Annotated in this window: 11 protein-coding genes; 4 read left to right on the top strand and 7 right to left on the bottom strand. The window is 69.2% G+C overall.

Annotated elements, in window-relative coordinates; genetic code table 11:
* Positions 1-16 precede the first annotated feature (16 nt).
* The 4 genes from ACFO6Q_RS18720 to ACFO6Q_RS18735 are packed head-to-tail and all read left to right on the top strand — an operon-like array spanning position 17 to position 3,719.
* Complete coding sequence (locus tag ACFO6Q_RS18720) at positions 17-673, top strand: TetR/AcrR family transcriptional regulator (protein WP_380022645.1); 657 nt, start codon at positions 17-19, stop codon at positions 671-673.
* Complete coding sequence (locus ACFO6Q_RS18725; protein WP_380022646.1) at positions 666-1,667, top strand: HlyD family secretion protein; 1,002 nt, start codon at positions 666-668, stop codon at positions 1,665-1,667. The genes ACFO6Q_RS18720 and ACFO6Q_RS18725 overlap by 8 nt, the downstream gene beginning before the upstream one ends.
* Entirely contained in the window at positions 1,657-2,610 is a 954-nt protein-coding gene (locus ACFO6Q_RS18730; RefSeq protein ID WP_380022647.1) for an ABC transporter ATP-binding protein, read from the top strand. The genes ACFO6Q_RS18725 and ACFO6Q_RS18730 overlap by 11 nt, the downstream gene beginning before the upstream one ends.
* The gene (locus ACFO6Q_RS18735) at positions 2,607-3,719 is read left to right on the top strand and encodes an ABC transporter permease (RefSeq protein ID WP_380022648.1); all 1,113 of its coding nucleotides are present in this window, start codon (positions 2,607-2,609) and stop codon (positions 3,717-3,719) included. Before ACFO6Q_RS18730 ends, ACFO6Q_RS18735 begins: the two co-directional genes overlap by 4 nt.
* Before the next feature lie 286 nt (positions 3,720-4,005).
* On the opposite strand, the gene ACFO6Q_RS18740 is transcribed toward ACFO6Q_RS18735, so the two are convergent.
* The 7 genes from ACFO6Q_RS18740 to ACFO6Q_RS18770 all read right to left on the bottom strand — a co-directional run bounded on the left by ACFO6Q_RS18740 (position 4,006) and on the right by ACFO6Q_RS18770 (position 14,651).
* Entirely contained in the window at positions 4,006-7,209 is a 3,204-nt protein-coding gene (locus tag ACFO6Q_RS18740) for a WD40/YVTN/BNR-like repeat-containing protein (protein WP_380022649.1), read from the bottom strand.
* Positions 7,206-7,949 (bottom strand): hypothetical protein, encoded by a 744-nt coding sequence (locus ACFO6Q_RS18745; RefSeq protein WP_380022650.1) that lies wholly within the window; start codon positions 7,947-7,949, stop codon positions 7,206-7,208. Before ACFO6Q_RS18745 ends, ACFO6Q_RS18740 begins: the two co-directional genes overlap by 4 nt.
* A gap of 181 nt (positions 7,950-8,130) precedes the next feature.
* Positions 8,131-10,203, bottom strand: a complete 2,073-nt coding sequence (locus ACFO6Q_RS18750) for a S46 family peptidase (protein WP_380022651.1) — start codon at positions 10,201-10,203, stop codon at positions 8,131-8,133.
* Positions 10,204-10,371: 168 nt separating this feature from the next.
* On the bottom strand, positions 10,372-11,358 hold the full coding sequence (locus ACFO6Q_RS18755) for a malate dehydrogenase (protein WP_380022652.1): 987 nt from the start codon (positions 11,356-11,358) through the stop codon (positions 10,372-10,374).
* Positions 11,359-11,533: 175 nt separating this feature from the next.
* Positions 11,534-11,899 carry a glutaredoxin family protein gene (locus ACFO6Q_RS18760; RefSeq protein WP_380022653.1) on the bottom strand — a complete coding sequence of 122 codons (366 nt, stop codon included), beginning with the start codon at positions 11,897-11,899 and terminating at the stop codon, positions 11,534-11,536.
* Positions 11,900-11,903: 4 nt separating this feature from the next.
* Positions 11,904-13,079 carry an aminotransferase class I/II-fold pyridoxal phosphate-dependent enzyme gene (locus ACFO6Q_RS18765; protein ID WP_380022654.1) on the bottom strand — a complete coding sequence of 392 codons (1,176 nt, stop codon included), beginning with the start codon at positions 13,077-13,079 and terminating at the stop codon, positions 11,904-11,906.
* Positions 13,080-13,202: 123 nt separating this feature from the next.
* Positions 13,203-14,651 (bottom strand): coniferyl aldehyde dehydrogenase, encoded by a 1,449-nt coding sequence (locus tag ACFO6Q_RS18770; RefSeq protein WP_380022655.1) that lies wholly within the window; start codon positions 14,649-14,651, stop codon positions 13,203-13,205.
* Positions 14,652-14,686: the final 35 nt, after the last annotated feature.

The raw sequence follows: 14,686 nt of genomic DNA on the forward strand, positions 1-14,686 counted from the left end.
TAATTAGTGTAGACGGATGACGACGCGCAAGAACCCCTCCGGCCGCACCCCCGGCCGCCCGGTCCGCTCCCGCGGCGACGAACGCGGGCGCCTGCTCGACGTCGCACTCACCCTGTTTTCCAAGCACGGCATCGCGGCGACGCCGCTGACCGCGATCGCGCGCCGCGCGCGCGTCACGCCGGCCCTGCTGCACTACTACTTCGGCAGCCGCGAGCGCCTGCTCGATGCGCTGATGGAAGAACGTTTCCTGCCCCTGCTCGAACCGGTGCGCGCCGACCTGCTCGCGCAGGCGCACGATCCGGCGCGCCAGATCCAGACCTTGGTGCGCAGCCTGTTCCGCGTGCTCGAAGCCAACCCGTGGCTGCCGCCGCTGTGGCTGCGCGAAGTGCTGAGCGAGGGCGGACTGCTGCGCGAACGCCTGCTGCGCGGCGTCGCCTCGCGCATCGCGCCGCTGCTGCGCGACGCGATCGCCGCGGCGCAGGCACGCGGACAGATCAACCGCGATCTCGATCCACGCCTGACCGTCGTTTCGCTGATCGGCCTGACCGTGTTCCCGTTCGCCGCGCGGCCGATCTGGACGCGCCTGCTCGACGCCGACGACGTCGATGCGGAGCGGCTCGCCGCACACACCCTCGCCCTGCTCGGACGCGGACTGGAGCTCGACCATGCGTGAACGCCTCGACCGATCCGGCCGCCGCGCGCGGTTCTTCGCGCTCGCCGCGGCGACATTCGCCGCCGGCTGCGCCGAACGCCAGCCGCCGCAGCTGCTCGGCACGCTGGAATGGGACCGCGTCGCGGTCGCCGCCGAGGCCTCCGAGCCGATCCTCTCGGTCGCGGTCGCCGAAGGCGCGCGCGTGAAGTTCGGCGACCTGATCCTCAGCCTCGATCCGCGCCGCAGCGACGCCGAACTGGCGCAGGCCCAGGCCGAGCAGCGCCGCGCCGAAGCCGCGCTGGCGGAGCTGCGCCACGGCACGCGCATCGAGACGATCGACGCCGCACGCGCCACGCTGGCCGGCGCCGATTCCACGCGCGCCAACGCGCAGCGCGAGCGCGACCGGCTGGCCGAGATCCGCAAGCGCGGCCTGATCGCGCAGGCCGATCTCGACAACGCCGAAACCGCGCTGCGCACCGCCAGCGCGAGCACGAACGCGGCGCGCGCGAACCTGACCGAGCTGCTCAACGGCACGCGCATCGAGGACATCGAACAGGCCGAGGCGGCGCTGGCTGCCGCACGCGCCGCCGCCGAGCACGCCGCGCTGGTGCGCGCGCGGCTGGACGTGCGTGCGCCGCGCGACGGCGAAGTCGATGCGCTGCCGTTCAAGGTGGGCGACCAGCCGCCGCTCGGCGCTCCGCTGGTCAGCCTGCTGGCCGGCGCGGCGCCGTATGCGCGCGTCTACATGCCGGCCTCGCAGCGCGCGGCGCTGGCCGAGGGCGCGCACTGCCGCGTGCACGTGCAGGGCGTCGCCGAGGCGTTCGACGCGATCCTCCGCACGCTGCGCTCCGACCCCGCGTTCACGCCGTACTACGCCCTCACCGGCGAGGACGCGAGCCGCCTCGCCTATCGCGCCGAGCTGGTGCTGTCGGGCGAGGCGGCGACGAAACTTCCGGCCGGCCTGCCGGCGCAGGCCGATTGCTCCGGCGCAGGCCGCGGCGGCCATGGCGGCTGAGCCGCGCCGGACCGAAGCGGTCATCGTCGCGCGCGGCCTGACCAAGCGCTTCGGCGAGCTGGTCGCGGTCGACCATCTCGACCTCGACGTGCGGCGCGCCGAGGTCTACGGCTTCCTCGGCCCGAACGGCTGCGGCAAGTCGACCACCATCCGCATGCTCTGCGGACTGCTGCGGCCGACCTCGGGCGAAGTGCGCGTGCTCGGCCAGTCCCTGCCGGCAGGGGCGGAGAAGGTCAAGCGCTCGATCGGCTACATGACGCAGAAGTTCTCGCTGTACGAAGACCTGAGCGTGCGCCAGAACCTCGAATTCCTCGCCGCCGTGCACGGGCTGCGCGGCACGGCGGCACGCGCGCGGCTCGACGAGATGTACGCGCGCTACCGCCTGGACGACCTGAAGAACCGCCTCGCCGGCACCCTGTCCGGCGGCCAGAAGCAGCGCCTGGCCCTGGCCGGTGCGGTGCTGCACGAGCCGGAACTGCTGCTGCTCGACGAGCCGACCAGCGCGGTCGATCCGCAGTCGCGGCGCGATTTCTGGGACGCGCTGTTCGACCTCGCTGAAGCCGGCACCACCCTGCTCGTCTCCACGCACTACATGGACGAAGCCGAGCGCTGCCACCGCCTGGCGATCCTCGACCGCGGCCGCCTCGTCGCCAACGGCAGTCCGCAGCAGCTGATGGCCGACCTGCCCGGTTCGACCCTGCGCGTGGACTGCGCGCAGCCGCGCCGCGTGCAGCAGGCGCTCGCGCGCGAGGCGCACGTGCTCGGCATCGCGCAGATCGGCGGCAGCCTGCGCGTGCTGACCGACCGCCGCGACGGCGACGGCTGGCTGCGCGAGCGCGTGCGCGCGATCGATCCCGATGCCGCGGTCGAGGCGGTCGCCGCGAACCTCGAGGACGTGTTCGTCGCGGCGACGCGCAAGCCGGTCCCGGAGGCGGCCGCATGAGCCTGGCGCGCCTGCTCGCGGTGGTACGCAAGGAGCTGGTGCAGCTCGGCCGCGACCGCCTCACCTTCGCCATGATCGTCGGCATCCCGACCTTGCAGCTGCTGCTGTTCGGCTTCGCCATCAATCTCGACATCCGCCATCTGCCGGCCGCCGTGCTTGACCAGGCCAACACCGCGCATTCGCGCGAACTGGTGGCCGAACTCGCTTCCTCCCAGGTGCTCGACTTGCGCCGCGTCGTCGTCGCGCCGCAGGAGATCGACGCGGCGATGCGCCGCGGCGAGATCAGCGCCGCGGTGGTGATTCCGCCGGATTTCGAGACGCGCCTGGCGCGCGCGGACCGTCCGGCCTGGCAGGTCGTGGTGGACGGCTCGGACCAGTCCGTGCAGGCGGCGGCGCGGCAGCTGTCGGCGTTTCCGCTGGCCTCGCTCGACTACGGCCGCGCGCCGAACCGGCCCGGAACGCGCGCGGTGCCATCGGTGGAGATCGTCAACTTCTACAACCCGGAACGGCGCGCTCCGGTCAACACCGTGCCGGGGCTGATCGGCGTGATCCTGGCGATGACGATGGTGATCTTCACCGCGATGGCGATCGTGCGCGAACGCGAGCGCGGCAACATGGAGATGCTCATCGCCACGCCGCTGTCGCCGTTCGAGCTGACCATCGGCAAGGTGCTGCCCTACGTCGGCATCGGCCTGGTGCAGGTCACGCTGATCCTGCTGCTGGGCCTGCTCGTGTTCGACGTGCCGGTGCGCGGTTCGCTGCTGGAGGTGTACGTCGCGGCGATCGTCTACATCGCCGCGATGCTGTCGCTGGGCGTGTTCATCTCCACCCTCGCCGACAGCCAGTTCCAGGCGATGCAGATGGCGTTCTTCACGTTCCTGCCGCAGATCCTGCTGTCGGGTTTCATGTTTCCCTACGACGGCATGCCGCGTGCGGCGCAGTGGCTGGCGGAGATCTTCCCGCTGACGCATTTCCTGCGCCTGATCCGCGGCATCATGCTGCGCGAGGCGGCCCTGGGCGAGATGTGGCACGAACTCGCGGCGCTGGCGGCGTTCGTCGCGGTGATGTTGTCGGTGGCGGTGTTGCGCTTCCGCAAGCGGTTGGATTGAGGTGACGCCGAAACCTCGTTGAACACTCGGCCTCGTCGAGCGGAATGCAGCCAAGCGGAGCGAGCACTCCGAGGCTTGGCGCTCAGGTCGATCGAGCCCAAACCGTTCGCTTCACTCGCCACCGCCTTCCCCTCTCCCGCTTGCGGGAGAGGGCTGGGTGAGGGCAATCGGAGTGCGGCGTTTCACTCCGACTTCCCCCATCCGCCTTCGGCACCTTCCCCCGCAAGCGGGGGAAGGAAAAACGGGTTGCTTGGCGATTAGATCGGATGCGCTTCGGACCGTCCGCTCAATCCCGCTCGAACGGATTGCGCCGATCTTCCTCGCGTCCACCGCGCGCGGCGGACGCCTCTTCCGGCGCCGCGGCGGGTACCGCGATCTCCTCGAGCTTCGCCGCGCGCAGCCCCGCATTCGCCCGGGCCAGATCGCCGGACTGGAACCTGGCGAACTCCTGCTCGACGTCGCCGAGTTCGCGCTGCAGCGTGTCGACCCGCGCGAGCTGGTAGTCGGTCGGCTTGCCTTCGTAGATCGTCAGCGCGCCGTACAGCGTGTCCATGTGCTCGCGCAGGCGCTCCTCGCCGGTGATCGCGCCGCCCTCCTTGGTCGCGACGATCTTCCTGCGGATCGTGTCGGCCTCGTCCTTCAGCGCGAGCAGCGACTTGCGCAGCGCTTCGTTCCCGCCGAGCTTGCCGGCGCGCTCGTCGGACTGCGCGCGCACCGCGTTGATCTTGTGGACCAGGTCGCTCATGCGGCCGAACAGGTCGCGCACGCGCAGCGCCGTGTCGTACTGCGCCTGGCGATCGGCGGTCGCGTAGCTGACGCGGCGATCGAGGCCGACGTCGAGCCGGGTTTCGTACACGTCCTTGCCCTTGGTCATGCGCACCGTGTAGGTGCCGGGCGGCACGCGCGGTCCCTGCGTCGAATTGAACGCGACCTGCGCCGCCGGCGGCACGCGCGGCGGCTTGGCGCGCATCGACCAGTTCACGCGGTTGATGCCGCGACGCACGCTGGCCGGAATCGTGTCGACGACCTCGCCTTTCGAGTCGAGCACCTCGAGCTTGAGCTTGCCGAACAGGTGGCGGCTTCTCTGGTAGTAGACGATGTCGGCGCCGGAGGACGGGTTGGGCCCGCTGAAACTCGCGTCGCCCTCCGACCAGCCACCGAACGCATTGATGCGCTGCTGCACCGGCTTGGCCTGCAGGAAGGCCGCTTCGCTCGCCAGCGCCTTCGCGTCGAGCGCGCGCAGCGGCGTCAGGTCGTCGACGATCCAGATGCCGCGACCATGCGTGGCCAGCGCGAGCGAGGCGTCGCGGTTCTGGAACGCGAGGTCGCGCACCGCCACGGCCGGCATCTCGCCTCCCTTGAACTGCGCCCATTCGCGGCCGCCGTCGATCGAGATCCACAGGCCGAATTCGGTGCCGGCGTAGAGCACGTCGGGCTTGACCGGATCCTGCCGGATCACGTGCACGTAGCCGCGCACGCCCTTGGCGTCCTTCGGCGTGACCAGCGCGGTCCAGCTCTGGCCGTAGTCACGCGTGGCATAGACGTACGGCGCCATGTCGCCGAAGGTGTGGCGATCGAACGCGACGAAGGCGGTGCCCGGCTCGAACGCGCCGGCCTGCACCCACGACACCCAGGAATGCTCGGGCACGCCTTTGACGTTGCGCGTGAGGTTGCTCCACGACTTGCCGCCGTCGCGCGTCAGCTGCACGTTGCCGTCGTCGGTGCCGACCCAGATCAGGCCGGCCTGCCTGGGCGACTCGCTGATCGAGTAGATCGTCGTGTGCATCTCGGCCGCCGAATTGTCGACGGTGACGCCGCCGGATTCTTCCTGCCTCTGCTTCTGCGCATCGTTGGTGGTCAGGTCCGGCGAGATGCGCTGCCAGCTCTGGCCGTGGTCGCCGGAGCGGAACAGGAACTGCGCGCCGATGTAGATCGCGCCCTTCTCGTTCGGGCTCAGCGCGATCGGCGTGTTCCAGTTCCAGCGCAGCTTTTCCTTGTACTGCGCCATCGGCTGGACGAAGCGGATCTCGTGCGTGTGGCGGTTGATGCGCGCGATCGAGCCGCCCTGGTATTCGGCGTACAGGTAGGCCGGATCGGCCGGGTCCTCGAACATCCAGAAGCCGTCGCCGCCGTACATGTTCTCCCAGCGCGAGTTGGTGACACCGCCGGGGTAGGCGCTGTCGCCGACCCAGGAGCTGTTGTCCTGCAGGCCGCCGTAGACGCGGAACGGATCGGCCTCGTCGACGCTGACGTGATAGAACTGCGAGATCGGCAGGTTGTTCTGCTTCCACCACTTGTTGCCGCCGTCGAAGGACTGCCACAGGCCGCCGTCGTCGCCGCTGATCACGTGCTGGGTGTCGGTCGGGTCGATCCAGACGTCGTGGTGATCGCCGTGCGTGCCGCCGCCGACATTGGCGAAGCTCTTGCCGCCGTCCAGGCTCTGGATCAGGCCGAGATCGGGCTTGAACAGGCGATCGGGATTGTTCGGATCGACGATCAGGTTGGCGAAGTAGAACGGCCGCCAGACCATCATCTGGCTCTTGTCGCGCTTGTCCCAGGTCTTGCCGCCGTCGTCGGAGCGGTACAGCGCCGAGTCGGTCGACTCGACCAGGGCGTAGACGACGTTCGCGTCCGAGGGTGCCACGGCGACCGCGATGCGGCCGTAGGGCTTGCCCGGAAAGCCCTTGTTCGCCGCGTCCGTCACCTCGGTCCACGACGCGCCGCCGTCGGCGCTGCGGAACAGGCCGCTGCCGGACGGCGTCTGCGGCGACTCGCCGCCGGAACGGAAGGTCCAGCCCTTGCGGCGGAAGTCCCACAGGCCGGCGAACAGCACGTCGGGATTCTTCGGATCGAAACCGATCGACGCGCAGCCGGTGGAGAGGTTCTTGCCCTTCAGGACCAGGTTCCAGCTCTTGCCGCCGTCGCGCGTCTTGTACAGCCCGCGCTCGGCCGAGTCGCTCCACAGCTTGCCCGGCACGCAGGCGTAGACGGTGTTGCCGTCGCGCGGGTCGACCAGGATCTTGGCGACGCGCTCGGACTCGGGCAGGCCGAGGTAGGTCCAGGTGTCGCCGCCGTCGGCGGACTTGTAGACGCCGTTGCCGATCGAGACGGAATTGCGCGTCCAGGGCTCGCCGGTGCCGACCCAGACGTTCTGCGGATTGGACGGATCGAGCGCGATCGCGCCGATCGACTGCACCGGCTGCTTGTCGAACACCGGCTTGAACGTGGTGCCGCCGTCGCTGGACTTCCACACGCCGCCGGACGCGGCGCCGACGAACAGCGTGGTCTTGCCGTCCTTGCCCGGCACCGCGGCGAGCGCGGAAACGCGTCCGCTCATCGCCGCCGAGCCGATGTTGCGCGCACCCAGGCCGGACACGACGCCGGCGTCGAAACGCGCCTGCGGCGCAGTCGCCGCTGCCGCGGCGCCGAAAGCGACGGTGGCGAGCAGACCGCCGCCGGCGAGCAGGATCTTCATCGGACGCGCGCTCATTTCGCGCCTCCCTTCGCCGCCGCCGGGAAGGCGAACAAGGCGTCCTCGACGGGCGCATTCGCCTCGGCGTGCTCGATCGTCACCTGCTGCTTGCCGCCGTCGCCCTTGTTTTCGGTGGCGATGGAGAACGGGAAGTACACGCCGGCGACCTGTTCGTAGTCGCCGTAGTCGCTGACGCTGACGACCTGCGTGCCGCGCACGTTGCGTTGCGCGACGGTGCGGATCTCAAGGTAATGGTCCGGATCGAGGTAGACGTATTCGACGTCGCCATTCTTCAACGTCACCTTGAGCTTGTGCGCCTCGGTGCCATCGACGTCCTCGGTGCCGAGGTATTCGAGCGTGCTGCCGCGCGCCTTCCAGTCGAACAGCGCGCCGCCGATCGGCGCTTCGTCGGCCAGCGCGCGCGCGTCGTCGGCACTCATCTTCTCCGGGTCCTTGCGGCCCTGGAACGGCGAGATCTGCCAGCCTTCGCGGCCGTCCCAGGCCTGCACCGAGGTCAGTCCCTGCAGGCTCGCCTCGACGCGGGTCAGCTCCGGCGCCTTCTGGTACTGCGCGAAGCCGAGTTCGAACTGGTCGCCGACCAGCAGCTTGCCGCTGGTCTTGAGCGTCTTGATCGCTGCGAGCCCGGCGGCGCCGCCGCGTGCCTCGAGGTTCTTCGCGACGAGCTCGTCCAGGGTCACCGCCGAGGCGCTGCTCACCAGCAACGCCAGCAGTCCCGCCACCGTCCACCGCATGCGCATGATTTTCTCCCCGCAAGAATCGCCGCACCGACAGGCGACAACGCCATGCCGGCGGCTCGTCGGGCAGATTACCCGATGCGATTCATCCTGGAGATGGGAAGAAGGTCATGCTCCAGACGGATATCTGAGGAAATCCACACCGGCCCCGAACCGATCCGGGCACGAGGCCGGTGCGCAGGTGTCACCGGCGCGCGCTTTCGATTTCCTTGACCAGTGCATCGGCGCCGTAGACCTTGCGCAGCGCCTCGAGGATCGCGCCGCTGTGCACGGACACCGCGCGGTTCAGGCGCTCGTCGTACCAGTAGTCGCCACCGAGCGAATGGATGTTGCCATCGAACACCAGGCCGACGACTTCGGCGTTCTTGTTGATGACCGGACTGCCGGAGTTGCCGCCGATGATGTCGTTGGTGGTGACGAAGTTGTAGCGCTGGCCGAGGTCGAGCCGGCCCTTCGCGTCGAGCCAGCTCTGCGGCAGCGCGAACGGATAGGAGCCGGTGGCGTGCTCGAACGCGCCGCCGATCGTCGTGAACGGCTTCACCGCCTCGCCCTTCTCGTCCCAGCCCTTGACCTCGCCGAACGAGAAGCGCTGCGTGAAGGTGGCGTCCGGATAGACGCTGGTGCCGTACTTGGCGAAGCGCGCTTCGGCGATCAGCTCGGAATTCTTGTCGATCACCGATTCGATCTCGTTCTCGTAGCGCGTGCGGATCGCGCGGCCGTCGCCGTCGACCTGGCGCGCCAGCGCGATGAACGGATCGTCGGACTTGGCGATCGCGTCCGCGCCGCCTTCCCACAGCGCCTTGCGCACCGCCGGATCGTTGAGCCTGCTGCCGTCGACCAGGCGCTTGGCCAGCGCTTCCGGCGATTCCTTGCCGAGCACCTGCCTGACGAAGGCGTCGTCGGTGCCGAGCGCCTCGCGCAGCTTGGCCAGCGACCAGCCGAGCTTGACCTTCTCGTAGTCCGGATACACCGGCGCGGTCGAGAACAGCCGCTGCGTCACGCTCGGCAGCCGCGAATCGCTGAACTCGCGCAGGCGCTCGGCGTTCGGCTTGCCGCGCTCGGCAGCGCCGCGCACCAGCGTGCGCGCGTACTCGAAGTAGCGCGAGTAGAAGCCGCGGCCGTACTCGATGTAGTTGTAGCGGTCCTCGATGTTGCGATGGAGCGCGACCGCCTTGGCGATCTCGTCCCAGGCGGCGCCGTACTTCTGCTTGCGCGCCGGATCGGCGTCGACGAAGTCGCGCAGTTCCTTCTCCTGCTTGCGCTTGAGCTCGAACACGGCCGGATCCTGCAGCGCCTGCAGGCGGCCGCGCAGCGCCTTGAACGAATTCTCGGTGCCGAACAGGTCGCTCTGCGCGACGCGCCAGTTCTCGGCGCCCTGGCTGCGGAACTGCTCCAGCAGGCCGCGGCGCTCGGCCAGCAGCATCAGGTACGGGATCAGCTCGTCGTCACGCGCGAAGTCGAGCTGGGCGATCGTCAGCTGGCGGTCGGTGCCGCCGGGATTGCCGACGATGACCGTCATCTCGCCGTCCTCGGCGCCGTTCTTCGAGAACGGGAAGTACTCCTTCACCTTGACCGGCTTGCCGTTCTCGTAGGCGCGCAGCAGGCCCATGTCGAGGTCGTAGCGCGGGAAGTTGAAATTGTCCGGATCGCCGCCGAAGAACGCGATCTCAAGTTCCGGCGCGAACGCCAGGCGCACGTCCTGGAAGCGGTGGTACTTGTACAGGTCGTAGACGCCGCCGCGGTACAGGTCGACCACGTCGCAGCGCGTGTCGGCGCTGTCCTTGCCGACGCATTCCTTCTCGATCTCGGACTTGATCGCCTTCTCGGCCTTGCTGTAGTCCTCGCCGCTCTTGCCGGCGGTCGCCTTGCGGATGCGCTCGGTGACGTCGACGATCTGGTCGAGCCGGTTCAGCTCGATCTCGGGGCACTTGATCTCGTCCTTCTCGTCCTTCGCCAGGAAGCCGGACTTGATGTAGTCCTTCTCCGCGCTCGAGAGCTGCTGCACGCAGGAGTTCACGCAGTGGTGGTTGGTCAGCACCAGGCCGTTGGGCGACACGAACGAACCCGAGCATCCGCCGGCCAGGCGCAGCGCGGACTTCTGCACGCGCTCGGCCCACTTCGCGTCCGGCGTGAAGCCGTACTTGGCCTGGACTTGCGCCTTGGGCAGGTTGTCCGGCGTCCACATGCCTTCACCGGCGAATGCGGCGGTGCTGGTGACGGCCATCAGGATCAGGGCGAGAGCGGGCTTTGGGTTCATCGGGACTCCGAACGGGATTGAAGAAGTCGTCATTCCCGCGCAAGCGGGAATCCATTTCGCTTCTGCTGCTTCAGAAGCATGAAGATCAAGATGGATTCCCGCGTACGCGGGAATGACGGTGCAGAAGGAATGGCTCCGGAACATCTCTCCGGAGCTTCCTCCGAAGAATCAGCGCTTCGCGAAGAGATGCTCGACGCCGGCGCGCTCCTCGCGCAGTTCCTTGTCGGTCGCGTCCATGCGCTCGCGCGAGAACGCGCCGACCTCGAGGCCCTGCACGATCGCGTACTTGCCGTCCTTGACCGTGACCGGGTAGCCGTAGATCACGCCCGGCGCGATGCCGTAGGAACCGTCGGACGGGATCGCCATCGAGACCCAGTCGCCGTCCTGCGTGCCGAACGCCCAGTCGCGCATGTGGTCGATCGCCGCCGAGGCGGCCGAGGCTGCGGACGACGCGCCGCGCGCCTTGATGATCGCCGCGCCGCGCTGCTGCACGGTCGGGATGAAGCTGTCCTTGTACCAGGCCGCGTCGACCGCCTCGATCGCCGCCTTGCCCTTCACCGTCGCGTGGTGGATGTCCGGGTACTGGGTCGAGCTGTGGTTGCCCCAGATCGTCATGCGCTGGATGTCGGTCGTGTGCGCGCCGGTCTTCTCGGCCAGCTGCGACAGCGCGCGGTTGTGGTCGAGGCGGACCATCGCGGTGAACTGCTTCGGGTCGAGGTCGGGGGCGTTCTGCTGCGCGATCAGCGCGTTGGTGTTGGCCGGGTTGCCGACCACCAGCACCTTGACGTCGCGCTTGGCGTGGTCGTTCAGCGCCTTGCCCTGCGGTCCGAAGATCGCGCCGTTGGCCTCGAGCAGGTCCTTGCGCTCCATGCCGGGGCCGCGCGGGCGCGCACCGACCAGCAGGGCGTAGTCGACGTCCTTGAAGGCGACGTTGAGGTCGTCGGTGGCGACGACGCCGGCCAGGGTCGGGAAGGCGCAGTCGTTGAGCTCCATCACCACGCCCTGCAGCGCGGGCAGCGCCGGGGTGATCTCGAGCAGGTGCAGGATCACCGGCTGATCCGGGCCGAGCATGTCGCCGGCGGCGATGCGGAACAGCAGGGCGTAACCGATCTGGCCGGCGGCGCCGGTGACGGCAACACGGACGGGAGCTTTCATCGTGTGGACCTCGCAGTAGTGCAGAAGATTGGGGTGGTTCGCGAAACCGGGCCTCCTGCCGCGGTTCGCAGGAAAACGGTCGCGGCGGAGCCGCGCCACGTTTTCCGCGCCGGGCACCCACGTGCCCGGCGCGGCGGCACATCCGTGTGCCGGAGCGGTCTTTCGAACCGCTCCGTCAATGCGCCGAAGCCGGCAGCAGGCCGGCTTCGGAAAGGGACTGGCGGATCTGTTGCGGCACGTAGCCGACGAAACGCCGTTCGCCGACCAGCAGCACCGGCACGCCGGGACTGCGCAGCAGGCCGGCGGCGCGCTCGCCCTGCGGGCTTTCCTCGACGTCGTACTCGCGGTAGCGCACGCCCCAACGGTCGAGGTCGGCGCGCAGCTTGCGGCAGTAGCCGCACCACGTCGCCGACAGCAGCACCACCGGATCGTCGCCGACCACGGCGCGCACGGCGGCCTGGTCGACCGGCGCGCGCCGCGTGCACGCCGCCGTCGCCGCGACGGCGGCGACGATCAGCAGCACGAGCGCGAGGCGACGCATGCGCTCAGGTCAGTTCGGCGAAGAACTCGACGAAGCGCTTCAGCCCGTCCGCCAGCTGCTCCGTCGGGCAGGTATAGGAGATGCGCAGCGCGTTCGGATCGCCGAAGGCCGAACCCGGCACGCAGGCCACGCCCTTGACTTCGAGCAGCGCGTTGCACAGCTCGACGTCGTTGCCGATCTTCACGCCGCAGTGGCTCTTGCCGAACGCCACCGAGATGTCCGGGAACACGTAGAACGCGCCCTGCGGACGCGGGCACACCACGCCCGGGATCGACAGCACCGCCGCCAGCACCTCGTCGCGCTTGGCCTGGAACTCGGCGCACTTGCGCTCGGTGATCGTCTGCGGGCCGCTGAGCGCGGCGACGGCGGCCGCGTTGACGACTTCCGGCACGTTGGTGATGTGGTTGGAATTGAGCGTGACCATCGCCTGCGCGACGCTCTCGGGGCCGGCGATGAAGCCGACGCGCCAGCCCGGCATGCCGTAGGTCTTCGACAGCGAATCGACCTGGATCGTGCGCTCGCGCAGCTCGGGGCGCGCGTTGACGAAGTTGTGGTAGCCGACGCCGTCGAACACCATGCGGTTGTAGATGTCGTCGCAGACGATCCACACGTCCGGATGTTTCACCAGCACGTCGGCCAGCGCGGCGATCTCGTCCTTGCCGTAGACCATGCCGGTCGGATTGGACGGATTGTTGAACAGGAACACCTTCACGCCCGGCAGCGCGGCGTCGAGCTGGTCCGGCGTCAGCTTGTAGTTCTGGCTGGCGGGGCACGGCAGCAGGCGCTTCTGCGCGCCGACGATGTCGGCAATGTCGACGTAGGTGGTCCAGTACGGCACCGGGAAGGCAATCGTGTCGCCCGGATCGAGCAGCGCCTCGGCCAGGCTGTAGAGCATGTGCTTGGCGCCGATGCCGGTGGCGATGTTCTTGCGCCCGTAGCCCTTCAGGCCGCCGTCTTCCAGATGCTTGATGAACGCGTCGAGCAGCGCGTCGGGCCCGCGGTTGGAGCCGTACTGGCCGCTGTCGCGGGTCAGCGCTTCGCGCGCCGCGGCGTAGACGTGCTCGCCGGGAAGGAAGTTCGGTACGCCGATCGAGAAACTGACGATGTCGCGGCCTGCGGCCTTCAGGGCCTTGGCCTTCTCGGCCACGGCCATGATCGCACTGGGTTTGGCGCGACTCATGCGCGCCGCAAGATTCGGCATGGCTGTCCTGCGAGGTTGCGGAAGGGAGATGAAAAGTTGCAGCTGCAACTATCGATTTTATCACAGCCCGTCCGCCGGCTCCCGCGTGCCGGCCCCGCCCGCTCAGGACACGCGCGCGAGCAGCTTGAGCATCTTTTCGGTGAAGGGGCCGTACGGCGGATACAGCCAGCGCACGCCGGCGAAGCGGGACTGGATGAAGACCGGCTTTTCCTTAGAGAACTGGCGGAAGCCGAACTCGCCGTGGTAGTGCCCCTGCCCGGACGGGCCGACGCCGCCGAACGGCAGCGCCTCCTGCGCGATGTGCATCAGGGTGTCGTTGACCGTCACGCCGCCGGCGATCGTCTGCTCGAGCACGCGCTCGCGTACGCCGCGGTCCTCGCCGAACCAGTACAGCGCGAGCGGCCGGTCGTGCGCGTTGACGTAGTCGATCGCCTCGTCGCCGTCGGCGACGACGATCGGCAGCAGCGGGCCGAAGATCTCCTCCTGCATCACGCGCATGCCGTCGTCGACGTCCAGCAGCAGCGTCGGCGCGAGCTTGCGCGCGGCCGGGTCGGCGTGCTCGCCCGGTGGGGCGAGCTCGATCGCCTGCGCGCCGCGCGCCCGCGCGTCGTCGACCAGCTCGCGCAGGCGCCGGTAGTGGCGATCGCTGACGATGCTGGTGTAGTCCGGGTTGCCCTGGATGGTCGGATACATGCGCGCCACCGAGGCGCGCAGCGCCTCGACCAGCGCGTCGCGGCGCGAGCGCGGTACCAGCACGTAGTCCGGCGCGATGCAGGTCTGACCCGCGTTGAGCAGCTTGCCGAACGCGATGCGGTCGGCGATGAGGGCGAGATTGGCCGACGCGTCGACGATCGCCGGCGACTTGCCGCCGAGTTCGAGCGTGACCGGCGTGAGGTTCTTCGCCGCGGCCTGCGCGACGAGCCGGCCGACCGCGGTCGAGCCGGTGAACACCAGATGGTCGAACGGCAGCGCGGCGAACGCCTTGCCGACTTCCGCATCGCCGGTGACGACGGCGACCTCGTCCTCGGCGAACGCGTCGGCGATGCGCCGCTGCAGCACCTCGCTGAAGCGCGGCGTCAGTTCCGAGGGCTTGAGCAGCGCGCGGTTGCCGGCGGCGAGCGCACCGACCAGCGGCGCCAGCGCGAGCTGCAGCGGGTAGTTCCACGGGCTGATGATGCCGATCGAGCCGAGCGGCTGGCGCAGCAGGTACGAGCGGCCCGGCTGGTAGGTCAGCGCGGTCGGCGCGCGCCGCGGCTTCATCCACGATTTCAGGTGCCGGCGCGCGTGCCGGATCGCGCTGCGCGTGAAGATCGATTCGGCCAGCACCGTCTCGATGCGCGAGCGGTTGCCGAAATCCTGCGCGATCAGGTCGGCGAATTCACGCTCGGCGTCGGCGTCGAGCAGGCGCTCGAGCCGGGCCAGCCGGTCCAGGCGCAGCTCGCGCGAGGGATTCATGTCCTTGCGGAACGCCTGCTGCTGCAATCGCAGCAGGGTCTGCATGCGCGGTTCCGGAGCGGCGGCGAAGGTATCGATGCGTGCGGTCGAGGGCATGCCACGTCTCCGGCGGAAGGATGCGCCGGCTACGC

The sequence above is a fragment of the Dokdonella ginsengisoli genome, from assembly GCF_042652785.1.
Classification (GTDB): Bacteria; Pseudomonadota; Gammaproteobacteria; order Xanthomonadales; family Rhodanobacteraceae; genus Dokdonella_A; species Dokdonella_A ginsengisoli.

Excerpts from the sequence above, each read along its gene's own strand:
- ACFO6Q_RS18735 (WP_380022648.1), top strand. The coding sequence starts at position 2,607 with ATGAGCCTGGCGCGCCTGCTCGCGGTGGTACGCAAGGAGCTGGTGCAG.
- ACFO6Q_RS18730 (WP_380022647.1), top strand. The coding sequence starts at position 1,657 with ATGGCGGCTGAGCCGCGCCGGACCGAAGCGGTCATCGTCGCGCGCGGC.
- ACFO6Q_RS18720 (WP_380022645.1), top strand. The coding sequence starts at position 17 with ATGACGACGCGCAAGAACCCCTCCGGCCGCACCCCCGGCCGCCCGGTC.
- ACFO6Q_RS18740 (WP_380022649.1), bottom strand. The coding sequence starts at position 7,209 with ATGAGCGCGCGTCCGATGAAGATCCTGCTCGCCGGCGGCGGTCTGCTC.
- ACFO6Q_RS18760 (WP_380022653.1), bottom strand. The coding sequence starts at position 11,899 with ATGCGTCGCCTCGCGCTCGTGCTGCTGATCGTCGCCGCCGTCGCGGCG.
- ACFO6Q_RS18765 (WP_380022654.1), bottom strand. The coding sequence starts at position 13,079 with ATGAGTCGCGCCAAACCCAGTGCGATCATGGCCGTGGCCGAGAAGGCC.
- ACFO6Q_RS18725 (WP_380022646.1), top strand. The coding sequence starts at position 666 with ATGCGTGAACGCCTCGACCGATCCGGCCGCCGCGCGCGGTTCTTCGCG.
- ACFO6Q_RS18770 (WP_380022655.1), bottom strand. The coding sequence starts at position 14,651 with ATGCCCTCGACCGCACGCATCGATACCTTCGCCGCCGCTCCGGAACCG.
- ACFO6Q_RS18755 (WP_380022652.1), bottom strand. The coding sequence starts at position 11,358 with ATGAAAGCTCCCGTCCGTGTTGCCGTCACCGGCGCCGCCGGCCAGATC.
- ACFO6Q_RS18750 (WP_380022651.1), bottom strand. The coding sequence starts at position 10,203 with ATGAACCCAAAGCCCGCTCTCGCCCTGATCCTGATGGCCGTCACCAGC.
- ACFO6Q_RS18745 (WP_380022650.1), bottom strand. The coding sequence starts at position 7,949 with ATGCGCATGCGGTGGACGGTGGCGGGACTGCTGGCGTTGCTGGTGAGC.